The 19210-nt window shown below is 37.5% G+C and carries 17 protein-coding genes and 2 riboswitches; of the genes, 12 read left to right on the forward strand and 5 right to left on the reverse strand.

All coding sequences use genetic code 11. From position 1 onward, the window contains the following. Positions 1-183, forward strand: a 183-nt coding sequence (locus FWJ32_RS07985) for a transposase (RefSeq protein ID WP_149545439.1), incomplete at its 5' end; no start/stop codon positions are given. Between the two features lie 229 nt (positions 184-412). On the opposite strand, the gene FWJ32_RS07990 is transcribed toward FWJ32_RS07985, so the two are convergent. Continuing rightward, positions 413-979, reverse strand: a complete 567-nt coding sequence (locus FWJ32_RS07990; protein ID WP_149545440.1) for a hypothetical protein — start codon at positions 977-979, stop codon at positions 413-415. A gap of 687 nt (positions 980-1666) precedes the next feature. Next, positions 1667-1732, forward strand: a riboswitch (Fluoride riboswitch). Between the two features lie 102 nt (positions 1733-1834). Between FWJ32_RS07990 and FWJ32_RS07995 the strand changes: the two genes are divergently transcribed. From FWJ32_RS07995 to FWJ32_RS08020, 6 genes are all read left to right on the forward strand, one after another. Beyond that, positions 1835-2779 (forward strand): AAA family ATPase, encoded by a 945-nt coding sequence (locus FWJ32_RS07995; protein ID WP_149545441.1) that lies wholly within the window; start codon positions 1835-1837, stop codon positions 2777-2779. A 10-nt stretch (positions 2780-2789) separates the two neighbouring features. After that, on the forward strand, positions 2790-3902 hold the full coding sequence (locus FWJ32_RS08000; RefSeq protein WP_149545442.1) for a DUF58 domain-containing protein: 1113 nt from the start codon (positions 2790-2792) through the stop codon (positions 3900-3902). Between the two features lie 5 nt (positions 3903-3907). Next, positions 3908-5155: a hypothetical protein gene (locus FWJ32_RS08005; RefSeq protein ID WP_162523565.1), complete on the forward strand. Its 1248-nt coding sequence runs from the start codon at positions 3908-3910 to the stop codon at positions 5153-5155. Between the two features lie 38 nt (positions 5156-5193). Beyond that, positions 5194-6726, forward strand: a complete 1533-nt coding sequence (locus FWJ32_RS08010; RefSeq protein ID WP_149545444.1) for a MutS-related protein — start codon at positions 5194-5196, stop codon at positions 6724-6726. Beyond that, positions 6723-8231: a MutS-related protein gene (locus tag FWJ32_RS08015; protein WP_149545445.1), complete on the forward strand. Its 1509-nt coding sequence runs from the start codon at positions 6723-6725 to the stop codon at positions 8229-8231. The genes FWJ32_RS08010 and FWJ32_RS08015 overlap by 4 nt, the downstream gene beginning before the upstream one ends. A gap of 605 nt (positions 8232-8836) precedes the next feature. Continuing rightward, positions 8837-10552: a S8 family serine peptidase gene (locus FWJ32_RS08020; RefSeq protein ID WP_203227635.1), complete on the forward strand. Its 1716-nt coding sequence runs from the start codon at positions 8837-8839 to the stop codon at positions 10550-10552. Between the two features lie 54 nt (positions 10553-10606). On the opposite strand, the gene FWJ32_RS08025 is transcribed toward FWJ32_RS08020, so the two are convergent. Together FWJ32_RS08025 and FWJ32_RS08030 are read right to left on the reverse strand one after the other, a co-directional pair. After that, positions 10607-11212 (reverse strand): hypothetical protein, encoded by a 606-nt coding sequence (locus FWJ32_RS08025; RefSeq protein WP_476727227.1) that lies wholly within the window; start codon positions 11210-11212, stop codon positions 10607-10609. 121 nt (positions 11213-11333) lie between these two features. Beyond that, a complete protein-coding gene (locus FWJ32_RS08030; protein ID WP_149545448.1) occupies positions 11334-12542 on the reverse strand; it encodes an MFS transporter in 1209 nt (402 codons plus the stop codon). Positions 12543-12586: 44 nt separating this feature from the next. Continuing rightward, positions 12587-12652: riboswitch (Fluoride riboswitch) on the reverse strand. 522 nt (positions 12653-13174) lie between these two features. On the opposite strand from FWJ32_RS08030, the gene FWJ32_RS08035 reads away from it, so the two are divergent. Further along, complete coding sequence (locus tag FWJ32_RS08035) at positions 13175-14536, forward strand: cobyrinic acid a,c-diamide synthase CobB (protein ID WP_149545449.1); 1362 nt, start codon at positions 13175-13177, stop codon at positions 14534-14536. 206 nt (positions 14537-14742) lie between these two features. Here FWJ32_RS08035 and hcp read toward each other — a convergent pair whose 3' ends face one another. Then, the gene (gene hcp / locus FWJ32_RS08040) at positions 14743-16386 is read right to left on the reverse strand and encodes a hydroxylamine reductase (protein WP_149545450.1); all 1644 of its coding nucleotides are present in this window, start codon (positions 16384-16386) and stop codon (positions 14743-14745) included. A 529-nt stretch (positions 16387-16915) separates the two neighbouring features. Between hcp and FWJ32_RS08045 the strand changes: the two genes are divergently transcribed. Continuing rightward, a complete protein-coding gene (locus FWJ32_RS08045) occupies positions 16916-17278 on the forward strand; it encodes a zinc ribbon domain-containing protein (RefSeq protein ID WP_149545451.1) in 363 nt (120 codons plus the stop codon). A gap of 36 nt (positions 17279-17314) precedes the next feature. Beyond that, entirely contained in the window at positions 17315-17950 is a 636-nt protein-coding gene (locus FWJ32_RS08050) for an HAD-IA family hydrolase (protein ID WP_162523566.1), read from the forward strand. A gap of 19 nt (positions 17951-17969) precedes the next feature. Here FWJ32_RS08050 and FWJ32_RS08055 read toward each other — a convergent pair whose 3' ends face one another. Beyond that, on the reverse strand, positions 17970-18410 hold the full coding sequence (locus tag FWJ32_RS08055) for an Hsp20/alpha crystallin family protein (protein WP_149545453.1): 441 nt from the start codon (positions 18408-18410) through the stop codon (positions 17970-17972). Between the two features lie 131 nt (positions 18411-18541). Between FWJ32_RS08055 and FWJ32_RS13705 the strand changes: the two genes are divergently transcribed. Further along, positions 18542-18787: a class I SAM-dependent methyltransferase gene (locus FWJ32_RS13705; protein ID WP_162523567.1), complete on the forward strand. Its 246-nt coding sequence runs from the start codon at positions 18542-18544 to the stop codon at positions 18785-18787. Next, positions 18781-19068 carry a class I SAM-dependent methyltransferase gene (locus FWJ32_RS13710; RefSeq protein ID WP_275266282.1) on the forward strand — a complete coding sequence of 96 codons (288 nt, stop codon included), beginning with the start codon at positions 18781-18783 and terminating at the stop codon, positions 19066-19068. The genes FWJ32_RS13705 and FWJ32_RS13710 overlap by 7 nt, the downstream gene beginning before the upstream one ends. The last annotated feature ends 142 nt before the right edge of the window (positions 19069-19210 follow it).

A 19210-nucleotide genomic window follows, 5' to 3' on the forward strand; every position in this document is an offset into this window, starting at 1 on the left:
GTGGAAGGGGCTTTTGGCGTTTTGAAGAATGACTACAATTTCAATCGGTTTTTGACTCGCGGAAAAAACAACGTAAAAACCGAGTTCATTCTACTGTGTCTAGCCTACAACGTAAACAAGTTGCATGCAAAGATACAAAATGAACGCATCGGAAAACCGCTTCACGAGCTAAAAACAGCCTAATATATTCAAAAAAAGCCCTACCATAGGGGGGCTTATTTAAGTATACCCAAAAACAGCTAACCGGGGGGAAAGCCCATATTCCCTTTAAAATTTTGAAGCTGTTTTTTATTTTTTATCCAAAAAAAGGGAGTGCCGCTAACACTTAAAAAGTGTTTTGCGACACTCCCAGAACTCAAACTATTGTATGTATTTTTGAAAACAATATAATTCATTAACTTATTGAAGGTTATTACCTTGCAGCTGCAACCTTTGCAGCGGCAACTATAGCAGATATATAACCTTTTGTATCTACTAATGTAGCACCACTTACCGCATCAACCATTTGTTCAGGGCTGTTCTTTGCAAGGATGTCTTCTAATTCTGAAATTGTTTTTCCTGTTACATATGCTTCAATAGCATCAAAAGACTTGTTTATAGGTGTTGTTGCGCCAGCCTCTTCTTTCATATGTTCACTGTAGTATTCTGCATTTGCTCTCTTGGATGCTAAAACCATATTTGGGTCGGCATAATTTTTCCCAAAATCACTGTCAGAATTTGGGACACCCTTTGCTACGTCCTTGCTCATAAATTGATAATCATCTATGGATGCGCCTACAATTTTGTCACCCTGCAAAGCTACTACTGCGACTGTAAAACATTTTGTTCCATGGGCTGCATATTCGACTCTTCCCATTTTTATGGGCGCTGCATCTGGCTGTGAGGCATTTGTTGATGAGGTTGATGGTGAACTGCTTGAACAACCGGCAATGCTTAAAACTAAAATAAGCATTAACGAAAAGATTATAAATTTTTTCATAAAAAACCCCCTTACATTAATATTTAATATGTACTTTACGGTATAAATTATATATGGATTGTTTATGTTTTGTCAATAGAAATTGTCATACATTTAACATTAAAACAGTATATCGATTTTGCTTTAATTTAATTGTTGTTGATGTTAAAAAATTATTTGGCAAAAACCATTTGGCAAAAATCATATTAATAATTTACGTCTATTTGAGAAAACATAATTGCCACCCGTTGAAGTTTAATAAAAAGTGATCAACTACTTTTTATTACCAAAACTCGATTAACAGTATATTTTTGTTTATCATGTGGTTAATATACAAAATAAAATTTGCATTTTATAAAACATACATCACCAGGGGAATACAGAGGAGCATAGCCAGATTATCTTGTATCTATAGACGGGGCAAGTTATTCTGTCTCATAATTATACTTACACCAAGATGGTGTTAAAACAAGCGTGAATTTGCTGGCTTTATAAATGCATATACAACTTTGACCAGATTGTTGAGATTCTGTGACAGATGCTACAGGTATTGCAGTATAAGGTTTGTGCTTATAGACAAATTTTATAAATTGTTTATGAGGAACACTGTAAGTATCAAGCAATTCAATGTATAACCTTTGAGATTATATGGTTAAAACTGTTGACAGTTAGTTTGTTATTGCTTATTATAATATTAATAGAACCGTATATGTTTTGGGTGATGAAGTCCACCCGTAATTATCTCAAGGTGAGGTTAATGACTTCTACTTCTGAAGGGGAGTAGGAGTCTTATTTTATTTTAAAGGTATGTGTATTATGTCTTACCATTGAATTAAAGAGATATGCATTTTGAGTTGAAAGAATGGGGGGTTTATTTTGGACGTTAATGCCTATGTAGATTTCAAGAATAAAATAGTAGAAAATGTTTCAAAGGTCATAGTAGGCAAAAATGAAGTTATTGAACTGGTCATTATAAGTTTTATATGTGGAGGGCACGTACTTTTAGAGGATATACCTGGCGTTGGCAAGACCATGCTTGTAAAGGCCTTTGCCAAAACAATTGGTAGCAGCTTTAAACGGATACAGTTTACACCGGACCTTTTGCCTTCAGACCTTACAGGTATAAATTTTTATAATCAGAAATCCAACGATTTTGAATTTAGGCCTGGCCCTTTATTTGCGAATTTAATCTTAGCGGATGAAATAAATAGGGCCACACCAAGAACTCAATCAAGTCTTCTTGAGGCTATGGAGGAAAGGCAGATCACGGTTGATGGAGTAACAAGAAAACTCCAAGAGCCCTTTATGGTACTTGCCACACAAAATCCTGTGGAATCATATGGGACTTTCCCACTGCCAGAAGCACAACTGGACAGATTTTTTATGAGGATAAGTATGGGATATCCTAAACGAGATGAAGAGATAGAGATAGTTAAGAGGAACAGACACTCTAATATTGTTGAAGGGTTGCAGTGCACAATAACTAAAAATGAGATCGAATATGTTAGGACTAACTACAGCAAGGTTAATGTCTCTGATGACGTGATGGAATACCTTATGGATATCGTCGATGCAACAAGAAAAGATGACAGGATACAGCTGGGTGTAAGTCCTAGGGGAACTATTGCATTATTTAAAGCCTCCCAGGCATACGCAGCAATAGAGGGACGAGATTATATTATACCGGAGGATGTAAAGAAAATGGCACCCTATGTATTAAATCACAGAATAGTTGCAAAAGGGATAAATAGGGGGCGGAACATATATGAGTTTGTTAAATCTATGATAGATAGCATAAAGGTTCCTACAGAAGAGATATAGGGGTGTTTGCATGATCTATGTGCTTGTATTTTTGGTGATAATTGGAATTACACTTAATTCCATATCAAAAAAATATGTCTTGTATAATCTTACTTATAAAAGAGAGATAAATAAGAGAATAGTCGAAATAGGCGAGGAATTTGAAGTAGTAACAGTGGTAGAAAACAGAAAGATGTTTCCCGTTACATTTCTCCAGATAATTGAAAAGTTTCCTTCAAGCCTAAACTACAAATTTAAGGCTGTTATACAGCCTACCACAGACTATGTGTACCACACAACAACTATGTTAATTATGCCGTATCAGAGAGTAAAAAGGAATTACAAGGTTTACTGCAATAAGCGTGGCAGATTCATCTTCAGGGATGTAACCCTAATAGGAGGTGATTTGTTAGGTTTTAATACAACTATTGACAATGTTGACTATTCTCAGGATATTGTAGTGCTGCCGAAGGCTGCAGACTTAGATAGCACGATAATACCTTATGGAGATTATAATGGGGATTTTTCAGTTAGACGTTGGATAATTGATGACCCTGTTTTAACTGTTGGTATTAAGGAGTATACCGGTACTGAACCGGAAAGGACTATCCACTGGCCATCTTCTCTCAAATCTGGACGATTGATGGTAAAAAAATTTGATTATACATCCGATAATACGGCAATGATTCTATTGAATATAGAGTGTTCAAAACCATTTTGGGCTGGAATAAATAAGAAAGATATTGAGGAATGTATTTCTATTGCAAGGGCTGTTGTAGAAAAATTTGAGGAATTGGGCATACCCTATGGGTTTGCAACAGATGCCTATTACAGTGGAAATAATGAAGGGGGCAGTGTACAGGCGGCTGGTTTTGGAGTGACTCATTATTATGATATTGTTGAAAACTTAGGAAGAATTGATTATGACATATGTATAAACTTTGAGGAACTGCTCCTAAAACAAATAAATAACAATGTAAATTATACCACGCTTGTAATCATAACGCCATCAATTCTTGAATCCTATGTTGAACATATCAATAGCTTGAGCCAAATAGCAATCAAGACAATTGTAATAGCTCTGGAGAGCACAAACATGAAGTATTTAGGCGATGATATACTATCATTCATTAAAAGAGGGTGAATTCCTTGAATGGTATGAAGGGACTCCTAATAACAAAGGTATTTTGTGACTTTTCACTGGTCTTTGGAGTTATAAATTATTTGTTCCCTATTATGGGATCAAGCAGGATAAACAGTATTATCTATATAGCCATCAGTAGTTTGACCTGTCTTATTTATTTTACAAAAGAAAAGAATAAACGATGGATATATGCGCTTATCCCATCTTTGTTCATACTCTTTTTGACATTTAGAGTCATTAACAGTATAGCGTATTTTATCACAATATTTTTTTGTGTTATCTTTTTCCTTTTTAGGGATATAGGTAAAATTGATTATTATTCATTTATGGAGACGTTTAAAAAAGGGATAGGACTTGTTGCTATAATATTTGGCATTTCTATTATAAGAAAAAACGCAAATATTTTTAGTGCCGTTTCAGCGCCATATATAATAGTTTATCTTGTCTTTTCTGTTGTACTTTTAAGGACACTCAGGTATATGGAATACAATAAAAGCAGTATGGATATCAATAAAATTAATTTGAAATATTCTGCGATAATCACAACCCTGTCACTGACGATAAGCATGAAGCCTATAAGAGAATTTATCTTCAATTTGTTATATCAAATCCATAATTTTATTATAAATATGCTTTTTTATCTTCTATCCTGGCCTTTACTTGGTATAGGATATGTGATGCAATTCATTGTCTACTTTGTAAAAAAAATTATAAGCACAAATGCAAGACAGCAAGTATCTATAAATGTTTCAGGGCCTCCTTTTGAAGATATTAGGGAAATAAATAGAACCGACATAATTGAATTTTTAATGAAAAACAAATTAGTAAACACACTGCTGCAAATAATCATTTTTACAGTAGTTATATGGCTGCTTATTAGGATATTTGGTAGACAGTTTCAACTGAAACAAGAAGAAGAGGAGTATACCGAAAGCAGAGATTTTATAATAGAAAAAAACAAAAATAGCTATATAAGAGGGATACCCATTATATTTAGCAAGAATACACCTGTTGATTATGTAAGGGCCTATTATCTTAAATATCTTAAAATGTGTCAAGCAAAAAAGATTGATATAAAAAACAGCGACACAACCCTTCAAATAAATGATAAAGCTAAGGAATATTTTGATTCAAATATCATCGAAAATATCAGAGAAATATATATAAAAGTCAGATATGGAGGCTGGTCTCCGGATAATACAGTAAAAAAGGAGTTTTATCAGCTTTTTAAGAGTCTTACAAAACATAGATGAAAGCAATATGAAACATTTTGAAGGTGAGGTGTTCGTGTGTGATTTTTTACAGCATATTATATGAAAAAGCTGAAAACAGAAAAAAGGAGGTGGCGGAAGCACCGGATTTTTTTAGGGATTTAAATCTTGACCAGATTATAGATGAAGTAACGGCCGGAAGGGATGAATATAATCTAAAACCTTTCTTTTATACCTCTTTAGATAATATCGATACCATAGAGTATCGTCACGAAATAATGCGAGACCTGGAGAACGAAAGCCTTCTGAGGTGTATGAAGTCATTTATACAAAATATGCATAAAATGCGAGAGTATCTTGCGCTATCAAACAAGCTTTACTATAAGTACCAGAAGGAAAGATGGTTTTTAGATGCGGTGGAGGTTTATTGTAACACTGTAAGTTGCCTGACAAATGATTTGAACTCTACAGAACTGAAATCCCGCGGTTTTTTGGCTTTCCGTGAATTTATAAGGGACTATTCAGGGTCTGATGGTTTTATATCTCTTTTTGACGAAATAAAAAAACTTAAATCTGATTTAGCTTCAGTAAGATATTGTATGCTTATAAGAGGTAACAGCATCAGGGTTCAAAAATACGAGTCTGAGGTGGACTACAGCGAGGATATAGAAGAAACCTTTAAGAAATTCAAGCAGGGAGCAGTGAGAGATTACAAAGTGAAATTTAACGACTCACCAGACATGAACCATGTTGAAGCTGGGGTATTGGATCTGGTAGCCAAATTGTATCCCGATATTTTTTCAAGTCTTGATGAGTTCTGCATGAGAAACAGCGGATATTTGAATGAAACTATAGCCATTTTCGAACGGGAGGTACAGTTTTATATAGCTTATCTTGAGTATATCGCTGAATTTAAGCGAGCAGGGCTTAAGTTTTGCTACCCACAAGTTTCCAGCAAATCCAAAGAAGTTTATAATTACGAAGGTTTTGATCTGGCCCTGGCTTATAAACTCATTAATGAGAATTCATCTGTTGTCTGCAACGATTTTTATTTAAAGGGTAAGGAGCGCATATTTGTTGTCACAGGTCCAAACCAGGGGGGCAAAACAACATTTGCCCGCACCTTTGGTCAATTGCATTATCTTGCCAGCTTAGGCTGTCCAGTACCCGGGCAAAGAGCCAAGCTTTTTCTGTTTGATAGGATTTTTACACACTTTGAGAGGGGAGAGAACATAAAAGATCTCCGGAGCAAACTGGAGGATGAACTGGTTAGAATTTACCATATTTTAAATATGGCTACGCCGAACAGTATTATCATAATGAACGAAATTTTTACTTCTACTACGTTAAAAGATGCTATTTTCTTGAGCAAAAAAATAATGGAAAAGATAATACAACTGGATTTGTTATGCGTCTGTGTAACATTTATTGACGAACTGGCTTTTTTGAGTGAGAAAATCGTGAGTATGGCCAGCACGGTAGTTCCTGAAAATCCGGCATTACGGACATATAAGATTTTAAGGAAACCTGCCGATGGACTTTCATATGCCATATCAATTGCAGAAAAGTACCGGCTTACTTACGAGTGTTTAAAGGAGCGGATAAGGGAATGAATGTTTTTCTTATGTACAGGGACCGTGATTTTAACCTTCAAGGAGAATTGCCGTGGAATGAACAGTCACTTACGCGGGATTTAGATTTAAACACACTTTTTGACGCCATGGCACAAGGTGATGATTTCTTGTTTGAAGTTGCAAAAAGAGCTGTTTTATCTGGTTTGGATAACGATATGGAAACAATACTGTATCGCCAGGATATTCTTAAGGACTGTTTAAAAAATGCCTCTATTGTCAGGGATATGTACGACATAGCGGTAGAGTCAATTAAAAACGAGAAAAAGAATTATTGGGGCCTTTTCAGCAATTATCCTCGCGCGGTGCTGGATAGAGCCGTTGAGGTTATGAATATGTTTATGGACATGCTCAAAAAGATTAAGAATATCGCTGATGAACATGCTGATAGATTTGAGTCTGAGGGCTTTACGGCGTTTTTCGCCATGATTAAAAGGGAACTTGATGATGAATACTTTGAACTCGTTCAAAGTCATTTAAACGAACTAAAGTTCCGTGATGGAGTTTTAATAAGTGCTGAATTGGGAGAGGGCAATAAAGGGACAAATTATATATTACGTAAACAGCAAAATAAAAAGAAACAGGGTTGGATAAAACAGTTCTTTTCTAAAAAAGTACCCGCTTATATCCTTTATATTCCTGACCGTGATGAAAGTGGCTTTAGGGCTCTTGGAGAGCTGGTGGACAGGGGTTTAAACCTTGCTGCGAATGCTCTTGCCCAGTCCAATGATCATATTCTCGGGTTTTTTAACGCATTGCGGACGGAGTTGGCTTTCTACATTGGCTGTTTGAATCTATATGGCCAGCTTTCCCAAATTGGGGGACCTGTATCTTTCCCATTGCCTGTAGCCGTTAACGAACGCAGGCATTCTTTTGAGGGATTATACGATGTGTGTCTGGCTTTAAAGATGAAACAAAAAGTTGTGGGTAATGATTTGAATGCTGATGGAAAATATCTTTTTATAATCACAGGGGCCAACCAGGGCGGCAAATCTACATTTTTGCGCAGTATAGGCCTGGCCCAGTTGATGATGCAGTGCGGCATGTTTGTGCCGGCCGAAACTTTCTGTGCCAATATCTGTGACGGTCTTTTTACGCACTTCAAACGGGAAGAAGACACTACCATGGAGAGCGGCAAGCTTGATGAGGAGCTAAGCAGGATGAGCGACATTGTAGATAATATAACTTCAAATTCCATGTTGTTGTTTAGTGAATCATTTGCCTCGACAAATGAGAGAGAGGGCTCCGAAATTGCAAGGCAAATAACCTACGCCCTGATGGAAAAACGAATTAAGATTTTCTTTGTTACACATTTATATGAATTTGCACATGGTTTTTATGAAAAAAACATGATAGATGTTGTCTTTCTTAGAGCTGAAAGACGAAGTGACGGTGGACGGACCTTTAAATTAATCGAGGGTGAGCCGTTGCAAACGAGTTTTGGTATAGATTTATATAACAAAATATTTGGTAATGCCTGTAGATAATGTAAACACTGTCTGCAGAATATTATTTTTGATTTTTATTTTAACAATAACAATCAGGCTAAATTTTCATATTCTGATACTATAAAAGGCCATCTGCAGTCTATAAATAAAGGTTTGAAATCTCCAGCAATAAATGAGATATACAAATGACTGGAGATTTTTATTATATTGAATGACATTCAATTTTTCAAACAGAATAGGTTGAATGTTATTCAAATTATAATTAACAATATAAATATTAAGAAATATGTTGACAAATAAATTGTTTTGATGTATTATAGTTTTCAAAGTAGACAGATAGATATGATGGACTAATATTAATGCTTTATCCGTTTTAGCGCTTATTGCTGGAATGTGACTTTCAGGTTTAATTTTTTAGCTGCTCAATCAAATCCATCAATAAATTCAATAATAATCTGCAGCGCCTCAGCGTCAACACAATATTGATAGTTGTGAAGGGGGGATTCTGATGGGTTGAATATCTATAGTGTATAGACGAATATAGATAGCCTCAGAAAATATTTTATTTTATCGAAGGTTGGTGCACAGCTTGAACTATATGAGAGCAATACCAGATCGAAAAAATGAAATGGAGGCTATTTCAAATGAAAAAATGGTTATCAATTTTACTGATAGGGTTACTGGTTTTAGGTTTTTCGGCACCAGTGATAGGAGCCACAAATGGAGATTTAAAGCCTGTAGAAAAGCCTGAGAACATTACCGAGTGGAAAGTCACGGATAAGGGAGATCTTGAAAAAGAAGCTAAACTGCCGGACATAAGTGACAAAGACAAGAATAAAATGGCAGATGACCTTGACGATAAGCTTTCAGAGGCCAAAAATGATGAAGAAATACCTGTAATAGCAATACTTGAAAAGGAACCAACAGAAGATATTATAGACAGCATAGAAGGTCAAATCGGGAAGTTTAAGTTAAATAAGAAATGGGGAAAAGCAGTCGATGGTTTTTCAGCTTTAATGACCCAGGAGCAGATTAATATCTTGTCTAAGATGGATGAGGTTAAAAGGATAGACTATGATAGAGAGGTTACTGCATTCTTAGACACGGCAACAGTTTGGACTGGAGTTCAGCAGGCAAGAAGGGATTTTGGCGTTGATGGTGACAGAGATGGAAATTCTGCGGTGTATTCAAAAAATGACGTGGTGGTAGCTGTTATAGATACTGGCATAGATACCGGCCACGTAGACCTGGACGAAGGAAAGGTAATTGGATGGAGAGATGAAGTAAATGGGAAGAGCACCCCGTATGATGACAATGGTCATGGTACCCATGTATCCAGTATCATAGCCGGTACAGGGGAGGGCAATTCAGCATATCGTGGTGTAGCACCGGGTGTAGCACTGGTAGGTATTAAAGTACTCGATTCTAGAGGAAGTGGAACAACCAGTGATATTATTTCGGGCATAGATTGGATGATAGCTAACAAGGACACATATAACATAAGGATAGGAAATATGAGCCTGGGAGCCACTGGCTCGTCAGATGGTACAGACAGTCTGTCGCTTGCGGTAAATAGGGCAGTTGATAATGGCATAATAATGTGTGTTGCTGCAGGAAATGAGGGTCCTGCAAGGTATACAATAGGGAGTCCTGCAGCTGCTGCTAAGGCTATTACAGTTGGCGCTTCATATGACCCGGGTGAAAAAGGGTGGGTCCTAGCGGAGTTTTCCAGTCGAGGGCCTACAGCTGATGGGCGTACAAAACCCGATATAATTACACCAGGTCGAAACATTACTGCTGCTAAAGCAGGTTCTAAAGATGGTTATGTAACATACAGCGGCACATCTATGGCTACACCTTTTATGGCTGGAGTATTGGCGTTGATGCTTGATGCAAACTATTCTCTTAATGATTCTGCTGTGAAAAACATATTATACTCAGATACAAATTTAAAGGACTTTGGGCCATCTGGTAAGGATATAGACTTTGGGTCAGGAATAAACATTTCTTACAATGCCGTAAAAAGTGCAGGAGGCTTTAACGGCAGTTTCAGTGACGGCCTTGTCTTTGATTATGGAGAGGCCACGCTCACAGGTACAGGTGATACCGATTGGTGGGAGTTTAATGTAACAGAATCTTCAAAACCCATAGGTATAACCTTTGTTATTCCAAACCATACCTCATCAATAGACTTTGACATTTATCTGTATGATCCAAATGGTAAACAGGTGGCTGCGTCCGAAGGCACAAAGAGACAGGAACAGATATTGTTTACACCATCAACTGCAGGGACATATAGGCTAAAAGTATATTCATATAAAGGGTCAGGCGGCTACTGGTTTAATGTAAGCTATAAATAGAAATGAAACAGAGTCAGTGAATATGGTTCACTGACTCTGTTTTATTCTGTTGTATTACTTTTTTACGTTATAGAATACATTTTTACCTTTAAATATTGCACTATCTCCAAGCAGTTCTTCAATTCTCAAAAGCTGATTATATTTTGCAATCCTTTCCATCCTGCACGGAGCACCGCTTTTTATTTGTCCAGCGTTGGTAGCTACAGCAACGTCTGCCATTGTAGTATCTTCCGTTTCTCCAGACCGATGGGAGATAACCGTAGTGTAGTTGGCCCTGTGAGCCATTTGGATTGTATCAAGCGTTTCTGACAGTGTACCTATTTGGTTCAGCTTAATTAAAATTGAATTTGCTATATTTTTATTTATGCCTTCCGCAAGGTCAATTTTTCTTTGTTCAAGCACATCAATACCTGATATTTCTGGAGCAATGATCTTATTTACATTATCCACAACTGTTCTAACACCTTTGCCATGGAATCTTTTCTTATCATTGTCCCGAAGCTCTACTGCTTCCCTTGTACCTGTAGAAGCTCCTGAAGGGACAGCTGCCCTTCCTATAACTCCATTATCCAATATAACGTCAACTTCAACTGTCGGATTCCCCCTGGAATCCAAAATTTCTCTTGCTTTTACGGAATTGATGCTTGGCATATTTTCCATCTCCTTTATTTAAAAGTATTTGGTATGTTAAAGGCTGATTTATCCAATTGCTGAAATGATAGAAGTCATCAGCCGAATATCCGTTAATTAAAATATCTATTGTGGCGATATGATTATCCGCTTACTCCATATTGTTATCATCATTTGTAGGAAGTTTTTCTATTTTTGAAAAGCTTATTATCAAAAACGCAGTAAATGCGCATGCAGCCCCAAAATAAAATGTTGCTGAAGGGGAAACTTTATCCCATAGATATCCTGCAATAATATTTGCCGGCAAGGTCATAACGCCCAGAGAAGCATTGAATAAACCGTAGGCTGTGCCACGCTTGTTATCGGGTACTATATTGGCGACTAATGACTTCGCTATTCCTTCGGTAGTTGCATAATAAAGACCGTAGAATATGTATATTAACCATATATGCCATGGATGGTTAGCGAGGGCAAAGCCTATATATGATAGGGCATACACAAGCCATCCGATTTGCATTACTTTGACCCTGCCTATCCTGTCCGAAAGACTGCCGGCAGGAACAGATAAAAGAGCATAAAAAAGGTTAAATACTGCATAGACTATCGGAATTGTTTCGGGACTTATACCTACGGTTTGAGCACGCAGAATTAAAAATGAGTCGCTTGAATTACCCAATGTAAAAACAAGCATGATTATAAGGAAGAACAGGAATTTACCTTTTAATATGCTAAAATCAAATTTTGTCTGTTTCTTGGAAACAGGTGTGGCTTTTTCACTTACAAAAAGACCGATTAAAAGTATTGTTACGGCGGAAATTAGTCCTGCGATATAGAAGATTATTCTGTAACGCATATTTCCGCTTACTAAAAGATAAAGTATCCCGGTTGTCGCAAGGGGACCGATAACAGAACCGAACGTGTCAAGCATACGTTGATACCCGAAAGAAAATCCCATCCGGTCTTCCTTTGCTGATTGAGCCACTAATGCATCCCTGGGAGCGTCTTTTGTACCTTTTCCTATACCGTCAATTAAACGCAAAGTAAAAGCTTGCCATGCAAAAAACACAGTTCCAAATAGGAAACGGCTTATTGCAGAAAGTAAATAGCCGATAAAAACGATACTTTTTCGTTTACCTAACCTGTCAGAAATAATACCGGAGAGTATTCTAAAGACACTTACAATTGTCGTCACGCTACCCTCTATAAGACCTATTGTCTCTTTGTTTAGTCCCAACACAGAGGAATAAAAGATCGGAAGTATTGGCTGAATCATATCCTGGCCGAAACCACCAAAAAAGGCCACCCAGCCCAGTGTACGGACATTATCTCTCTCTTTGTTCGGTTTACTCTTATTATCCATAATTACACCCCTTTCATAAAAAATAAAAAGCTAATAATTCCACTATCGAGGTAGGAACTATTAGCTTCTTAATTCAAGCATTTCTGACGAGTTCCATCGCCATTAGTATTTACTTTAACGATATATATTATAATATACATCATGAAATTTATCAATGGATATCTTAAGTGAGGATCGCGTCAAGTATTTGTTGGCACCTTTTTATTTACATAATCATCCATTTTTATATATTCATATTTATACAAACATTTAGCTGCATTTGGCAATATAATAATCTTAATTAGGTGGGTAAGCCGATCAAATATTTTTTTCTGTAGCAAGAAGGAATTTTTGTAGTGCAGGTAGAATTAATTTCATAAGACATCACCTTCCTTAAGTTTTATACTCATCCACTGTAAATGATGGGGAGGTCTTATTTCTACATCTATCATTAATTTTCCTGCTCAATGGCCTGACGAAATTTTGTAATATAATGTTCTATGATGGTGATGCCTGTGATAGTGAAATATGGCATTTAGCTTTTAGAACACTGTTGTTAGATATAGAAAAGCTTAAAGAAAAAGCGGTATACAGTCAATTTAGCTTTAGGTTTATAAAAATTTAAATTGTAAAGATGAATGAGGGGTATGAGGATGCATAAGGGGATAATGATAGCTGGAACACATTCGGGTGCGGGCAAGACAACGGCCTGCATTGGGATAATGGGTGCGCTTTCAAGAAGATACGTTGTGCAGCCGTTCAAGGTTGGTCCGGATTATATAGACACATCATATCATAGGTATGCCACAGGCAAATATTCATGCAATCTCGATATTTATATGCAGAGCAGAGAAAATATTCTTTCTATATTTATTAAAAATGCGTTTAGAGCTGATATTTCAATTGTAGAGGGTGTTATGGGTCTGTATGATGGGATGGACAGCACCAGCAATGGCAGTAGTGCTGACATAGCAAAACTCCTTGATATACCTGTAATATTGGTTGTGGATGCTGGCGCAATGTCTGCCAGTGTATCTGCCATGGTTATGGGATACATGCAGTATGATAAAAATGTAAACATAGTTGGGGTAATACTAAATAGAGTGGGAAGTGAAAGACATTTTAGACTTTTAAAGGAGTGTATCGAGAGAGACCTAAAACTGAACGTATTTGGCTATCTGCCATATAATAAGGACTTTAGACTGCCTGAGCGGCATCTTGGCCTTATACCGGCTTTTGAGATGGAGGGTCTTAATAAAAAGCTTGAAGATCTGTATGATTGTGTGGAAGAAAATATTGATATAGACAGAATATTGGAGTCTGCTGTTGATATTGACTGTTGCGGTGATGGAGGAAATACTGGTGTTTCAGTTATCAACAAAAGAGTAAAGATTGCTTATGCCTATGATGAAGCATTTAATTTTTACTATAAAAATACTATGGATGTATTTATGGAATCGGGTGCTGAACTGGTGCCGTTCAGTCCAATTCATGACAGTTCACTGCCTGCCGGGATATCGGGAGTATACATAGGCGGGGGTTTTCCAGAGGTCTTTGCTGAGAGACTCAGCAATAATATAGGAATGATGGAGTCCATAAGAAATGCGGTAGAAAGCGGAATGGCAGTGTATGCGGAGTGTGGTGGGTTTATGTACCTTACGCGGTCAATAACCTGCAAAGATGGAAGTAAATACCCCATGGCAGGCATATATAATGTAGATACCATTATGACAGATAGGCTAAACCATTTTGGTTATGTAAAAGTAGACGTAATAGAGGACAATGTACTTTTTAATAAAGGTGAAACGATTAGGGGACATGAATTTCATTATTCGAAGGTTTCAGGCGGGTATCCATGTATGTCATATTTAGTACATAAACTGGGTGGAAATGAGGCCTGGCCGTGCGGATATAGATATAAAAACTGTCTCGGCACCTATGTTCACATAGACCTATCTGCTTATCCAACTGCAGTGAAGAAATTTATTAATTATATTAAAGATAGCAATGTATGATGTGGTTATATTTATGGCAAACAAGCCTATAATATTATTTATTTTCTACCTGGATTTTATGCTATTAAAGTTGTGTGAAATGGACTGAAGAATTATTTTAAAGGAAACAACACTGATATTTGATTATATATAATAAAGTTAAATAAGGGCTATCTTTAAGAGTAATTAAAACCCCCGGAGTTTTTCCGGAGGTTTTAATTATATTGTTATGCACCCATGAACATCTTGATGTCATCTTCCACAGTGGTGATACCACCAATGCCGAAGTTTTCTACCAGCACCTTGGCTACATTGGGTGATAGGAATGCAGGTAGTGTCGGGCCCAGGTGGATATCCTTTACTCCAAGGTAGAGAAGAGCCAGCAGAACTATTACAGCCTTTTGTTCGTACCAGGCTATGTTATATGATACAGGCAGCTCGTTGATATCGTCCAATCCAAATACCTCTTTTAGCTTAAGGGCTATCAGTGCTAAGGAATACGAATCGTTGCACTGTCCCGCATCCAGAACCCTCGGTATCCCGTTTATATCTCCTAAGTCTAATTTGTTGTATCTGTACTTTGCGCATCCTGCAGTGAGGATCACGGCGTCTCTTGGAAGGGCTTTGGCAAATTCTGTGTAATATCTCCTGTCTTTGAACCTGCCGTCGCAGCCTGCCATTACAAAGAACCTCTTTATTGCCCCTGATTTTACTGCTTCTACAACCTTATCAGCAAGGCTGAACACCTGTTCGTGAGCAAATCCACCCACTATTTCGCCATTTTCAATTTCTATAGGAGGTTTACACCTTTTAGCATGTTCTATTATCTCTGAGAAGTCCTTCTTGCCATCAGGTCCTTCAGGGATATGCTTTACCCCCTCAAATCCTACAACACCGGTTGTATATACCCTGTCTTTGTAGGAATCCTTTGGAGGTACTAGACAGTTTGTGGTCATGAGGATTGGACCGTTGAAGCTTTCAAATTCCCTATCCTGCAGCCACCATGAGTTTCCATAGTTTCCAGCGAAGTTGGGATATTTCTTAAATGCTGGATAGTAATGTGCCGGGAGCATTTCACCATGGGTATATACATCAATACCTGTACCCTGAGTCTGCTCCAAGAGCTGTTCTAAGTCTTTGAGGTCATGACCGCTTATAAGTATACCAGGTTTTTTCCTGACGCCTATATTCACCCTTGTTATTTCTGGATTACCATAGGTTGCGGTGTTGGCCTTATCAAGGAGTGCCATTACATCCACCCCGTATTTACCTGTTTCCATGGTGAGTGATACATAATCATTGACAGTCATGCTGTCATCCAGTGTTGCAATAAGGGCCTTCTCTATAAACTTAGAGATGTCGGGGTCTTTATAGCCAAGATTTGCAGCATGGTAGGCATATGCGGCCATACCCTTTACACCAAATGTGACAAGGGACTGCAGAGACCTTATGTCTTCATTCTCTGTGGAAAGTATGCCGACCTGCTGTGCCTTTCTGTCAAATTCCTCCTCTGAATCGGCGTACCATTTAACCGAATCATGCAGGTCTTCCACATTGACATTTATCCTTTGAAGCTGTGCTTTTATGCTCTCTCTCAATGCAAGTGCTTCCTTTACCTTTTCCACAAAATAATTTTTATCAAAGTTTACATTGGTTATTGTAGAAAACAGGCCTTCAATCACAAAGCTGTCAGTCTCTTCATCGTTAATTCCTGCCTTTCTTGCCTCTGCATTTACCAATGCTATTCCCTTTAGTGCGTACATTAATAGATCCTGCATCCTTGCAGTGTCATCCGTTTTACCGCATGTACCCCGGAGGGTGCATCCAGCACCTCTCGAGGCTTCCTGGCACTGATAACAAAACATATTCATTGCTGTGTACCTCCTTCAATTTTTTCATCTGAGAATATACTAATCCGTCATGACCGATATTTCTGTGACATGTATCACAGAGAAAAGTGATTTTTTAGGACATACAAGAGCAGTTGAAAAATACTCCATTTAAAGGCAATTCGTAGAGCGATTGCAATATTAAAACGAGGTGCTCATTGGCAATGTGGATGATTAAGGTTGTATTGAATAATGCTGGGGCTATGGGCACTTTTTCCCATAAGAATTATCCAGAGGACGGCGAATATCAGGCAGCAATTTATGGATTAAAGCAGTAAATTAGTCATACCTTATATTTAGGGACTATATGCAATAATAGCAAAAATGATTTATAATATTTTATAATAATATTAAGATATAACGTAATAGACCATAGGTATTCTTAATTAATAGCAATTTATTCAAAAGAAACAGGTACACCTGAGGGAACGTGTTTTAGTTATTATAGTGTTGTGCTTTTTAAGCAGCTACGGGGGGCCAGGCCCGGAATAAGCAAAAGGGGAGGCATAATATGTTTTTTATAGGTATATTTGGTATACAGGATAAAGAAAAATCAATAAGAGAGTTTGACAGTGTAATATGCCCCGAGTGCGGCAGACTTACCAGGGCAGAGTTGATGGTATACTATACATATTTTCATTTCTTCTTCATACCTCTATTTAGCTGGAACAGGAGATATTTTGTGAGGTTTCGGTGCTGCGATAGCATATATGCTGTGGATGAGGACTATGTCAGGGAGATCAGAAATACAGAAATCCTCGATACGTCAAGGCTGCACAGGATAGGGAGCCAGGGTAATATCTGTCCCAACTGCGGCAGTTATGTAAACCCAACCTTTAATTATTGCCCAAACTGTGGGCACAGGCTTTACTGACCCAGGCTTTTCAATATGGGCTTAGGAGATGAACAAATGATAAGATGTGTAATTTTTGACTATGACGGGACTATAGCGGACACTGCGGAGATAGTAGAGAAGAGTTTTCGTGAAACTGTAAAACATTTTACCGGACATGTAATCACGAGAAAGGAGTTTATTGATGTATTTGGAATGCCGCTTACGGATATGATGGCCTTTTATGATAAAGACAGAACTGAAGAGATGGTAAAGTATTACAGGGAGTATTTTTCAATATATCAGGATTTGCTTGTAAAACCGTTTCCAGGTGTTGTTGATACCATAAAGAGGTTAAAACAATTGAAAATTAAGACAGCCATAGTTTCGTCAAGAACGAGAAGGGGGATAGAACATGGAATAAACCTTTTTGGGCTCGCTGACAGTATAGATCTAGTAATAGGTGTTGAGGATACACAAAACAGTAAACCCCATCCCGACCCCGTTTTGAAGGCCATAGATATGTTTGGTATTGAAGGCAAGCAGGCAATCATGGTAGGAGATAGTCCACACGACATAATTGCTGCAAAAAAGGCGGGGATTAAAGCATGTGCGGTCCAGTGGTCACTTTTCGGGATAGAAAAACTAAATGATTTAAATCCGGATTTTAAAATAGAGGCAATGGTTGACCTCTTGGATATAATAAAAGAATAAGGACAGATGGGTTCTGTCCTTATTCTATGTTTATTCTTCTTCCTTTTGGAGGGGTAGGTTTTTCTTTGGGCAGTGTGATACGCAGTACACCATTGTTGTATTTTGCACTAATATCATCAAGCCTTACATTGTCAGGTATAGGTACTGTTCGGGTAAATGAACCCATACGGCGTTCCCTTCTTATATATTCGCCGTTGTTTTCATCCACAATATCCTCCTGTTTTCCGGATATTATCAGATAATCATCCTGTATCTCAATGTTGATATTCTCTTTATTATAGCCGGGTACATCTACCTCAACCACGTATTCGTTTTCAGTCTCTTTGACATCGAGTCTGGCACCCTTGATTGTACCTCTCATATAGTCAAAGAAATCATCAAAATACGGGAAGCTGAAAAAGTCATCAAAGAAAGCAGGCAAGTTATTTCTCCTGTCCGGGAACATGTCTCTTCTTCTCATAGATTAATACCTCCTTCCTTAGATATTATTTTACTTTTCGATTAAATTATACATCAAAAGGTCAGGGAAAGTCAATAATTTTTATTGGATTTTTTTCTTAATATGTTATAATCAGTCTGGAGGTGATATTTGTGGATATAGAGGCAGATATACCAATTCTTATTGATAGACTGTCAAAAACAACAGGCCTTATCCTTGATGTCGGTACAGGACGGGGTGCTATGGCAGAGAATCTTGCAAAAAAAGGATATCATGTTGTTACAGTAGAATACAGTGAAGAGAGAATAAAAGAGACCAGACAGGACTTTGAAGGTAGAGGTATAGAAAATGTCCTTTTTATCCATGCTGATGCTCAGGCTCTTCCTTTCTTATCTTAGATGAGACTTTTGACATGGTGACATGCTATAATGCAGTACACCATTTTGATGACTATGTTAAAGCCCTGAATGAGATGGAAAGGGTTTTGAAAAAAGGTGGTGTCATTGTAGTAACAGAACTTAATGAAGATGGTAAAGAGGTAGTAGCTGAAGCACACAGACACAGAGGGGAAGAACATCATGATGAGATGAATATAGATAGGATAAAGGATGCTCTGGCCGGGCAAAAAAAGGAAATATATCATTTTGCTTATTTTGATGCGTTGATAATGGAGAAATGATTACAATGTGCATCATTATGTTATATACACATATGCCTGTTGCAGGTACATATGGCAGGGCGCAGACATAAATATCACGTATCAGCGTGATAAAGTTTGCATGCAATGCCATATACCAAGCTCAACAGGTTTTATGGAGAGT

The organism is Calorimonas adulescens (assembly GCF_008274215.1).
Classification (GTDB): domain Bacteria; phylum Bacillota; class Thermoanaerobacteria; order Thermoanaerobacterales; family UBA4877; genus Calorimonas; species Calorimonas adulescens.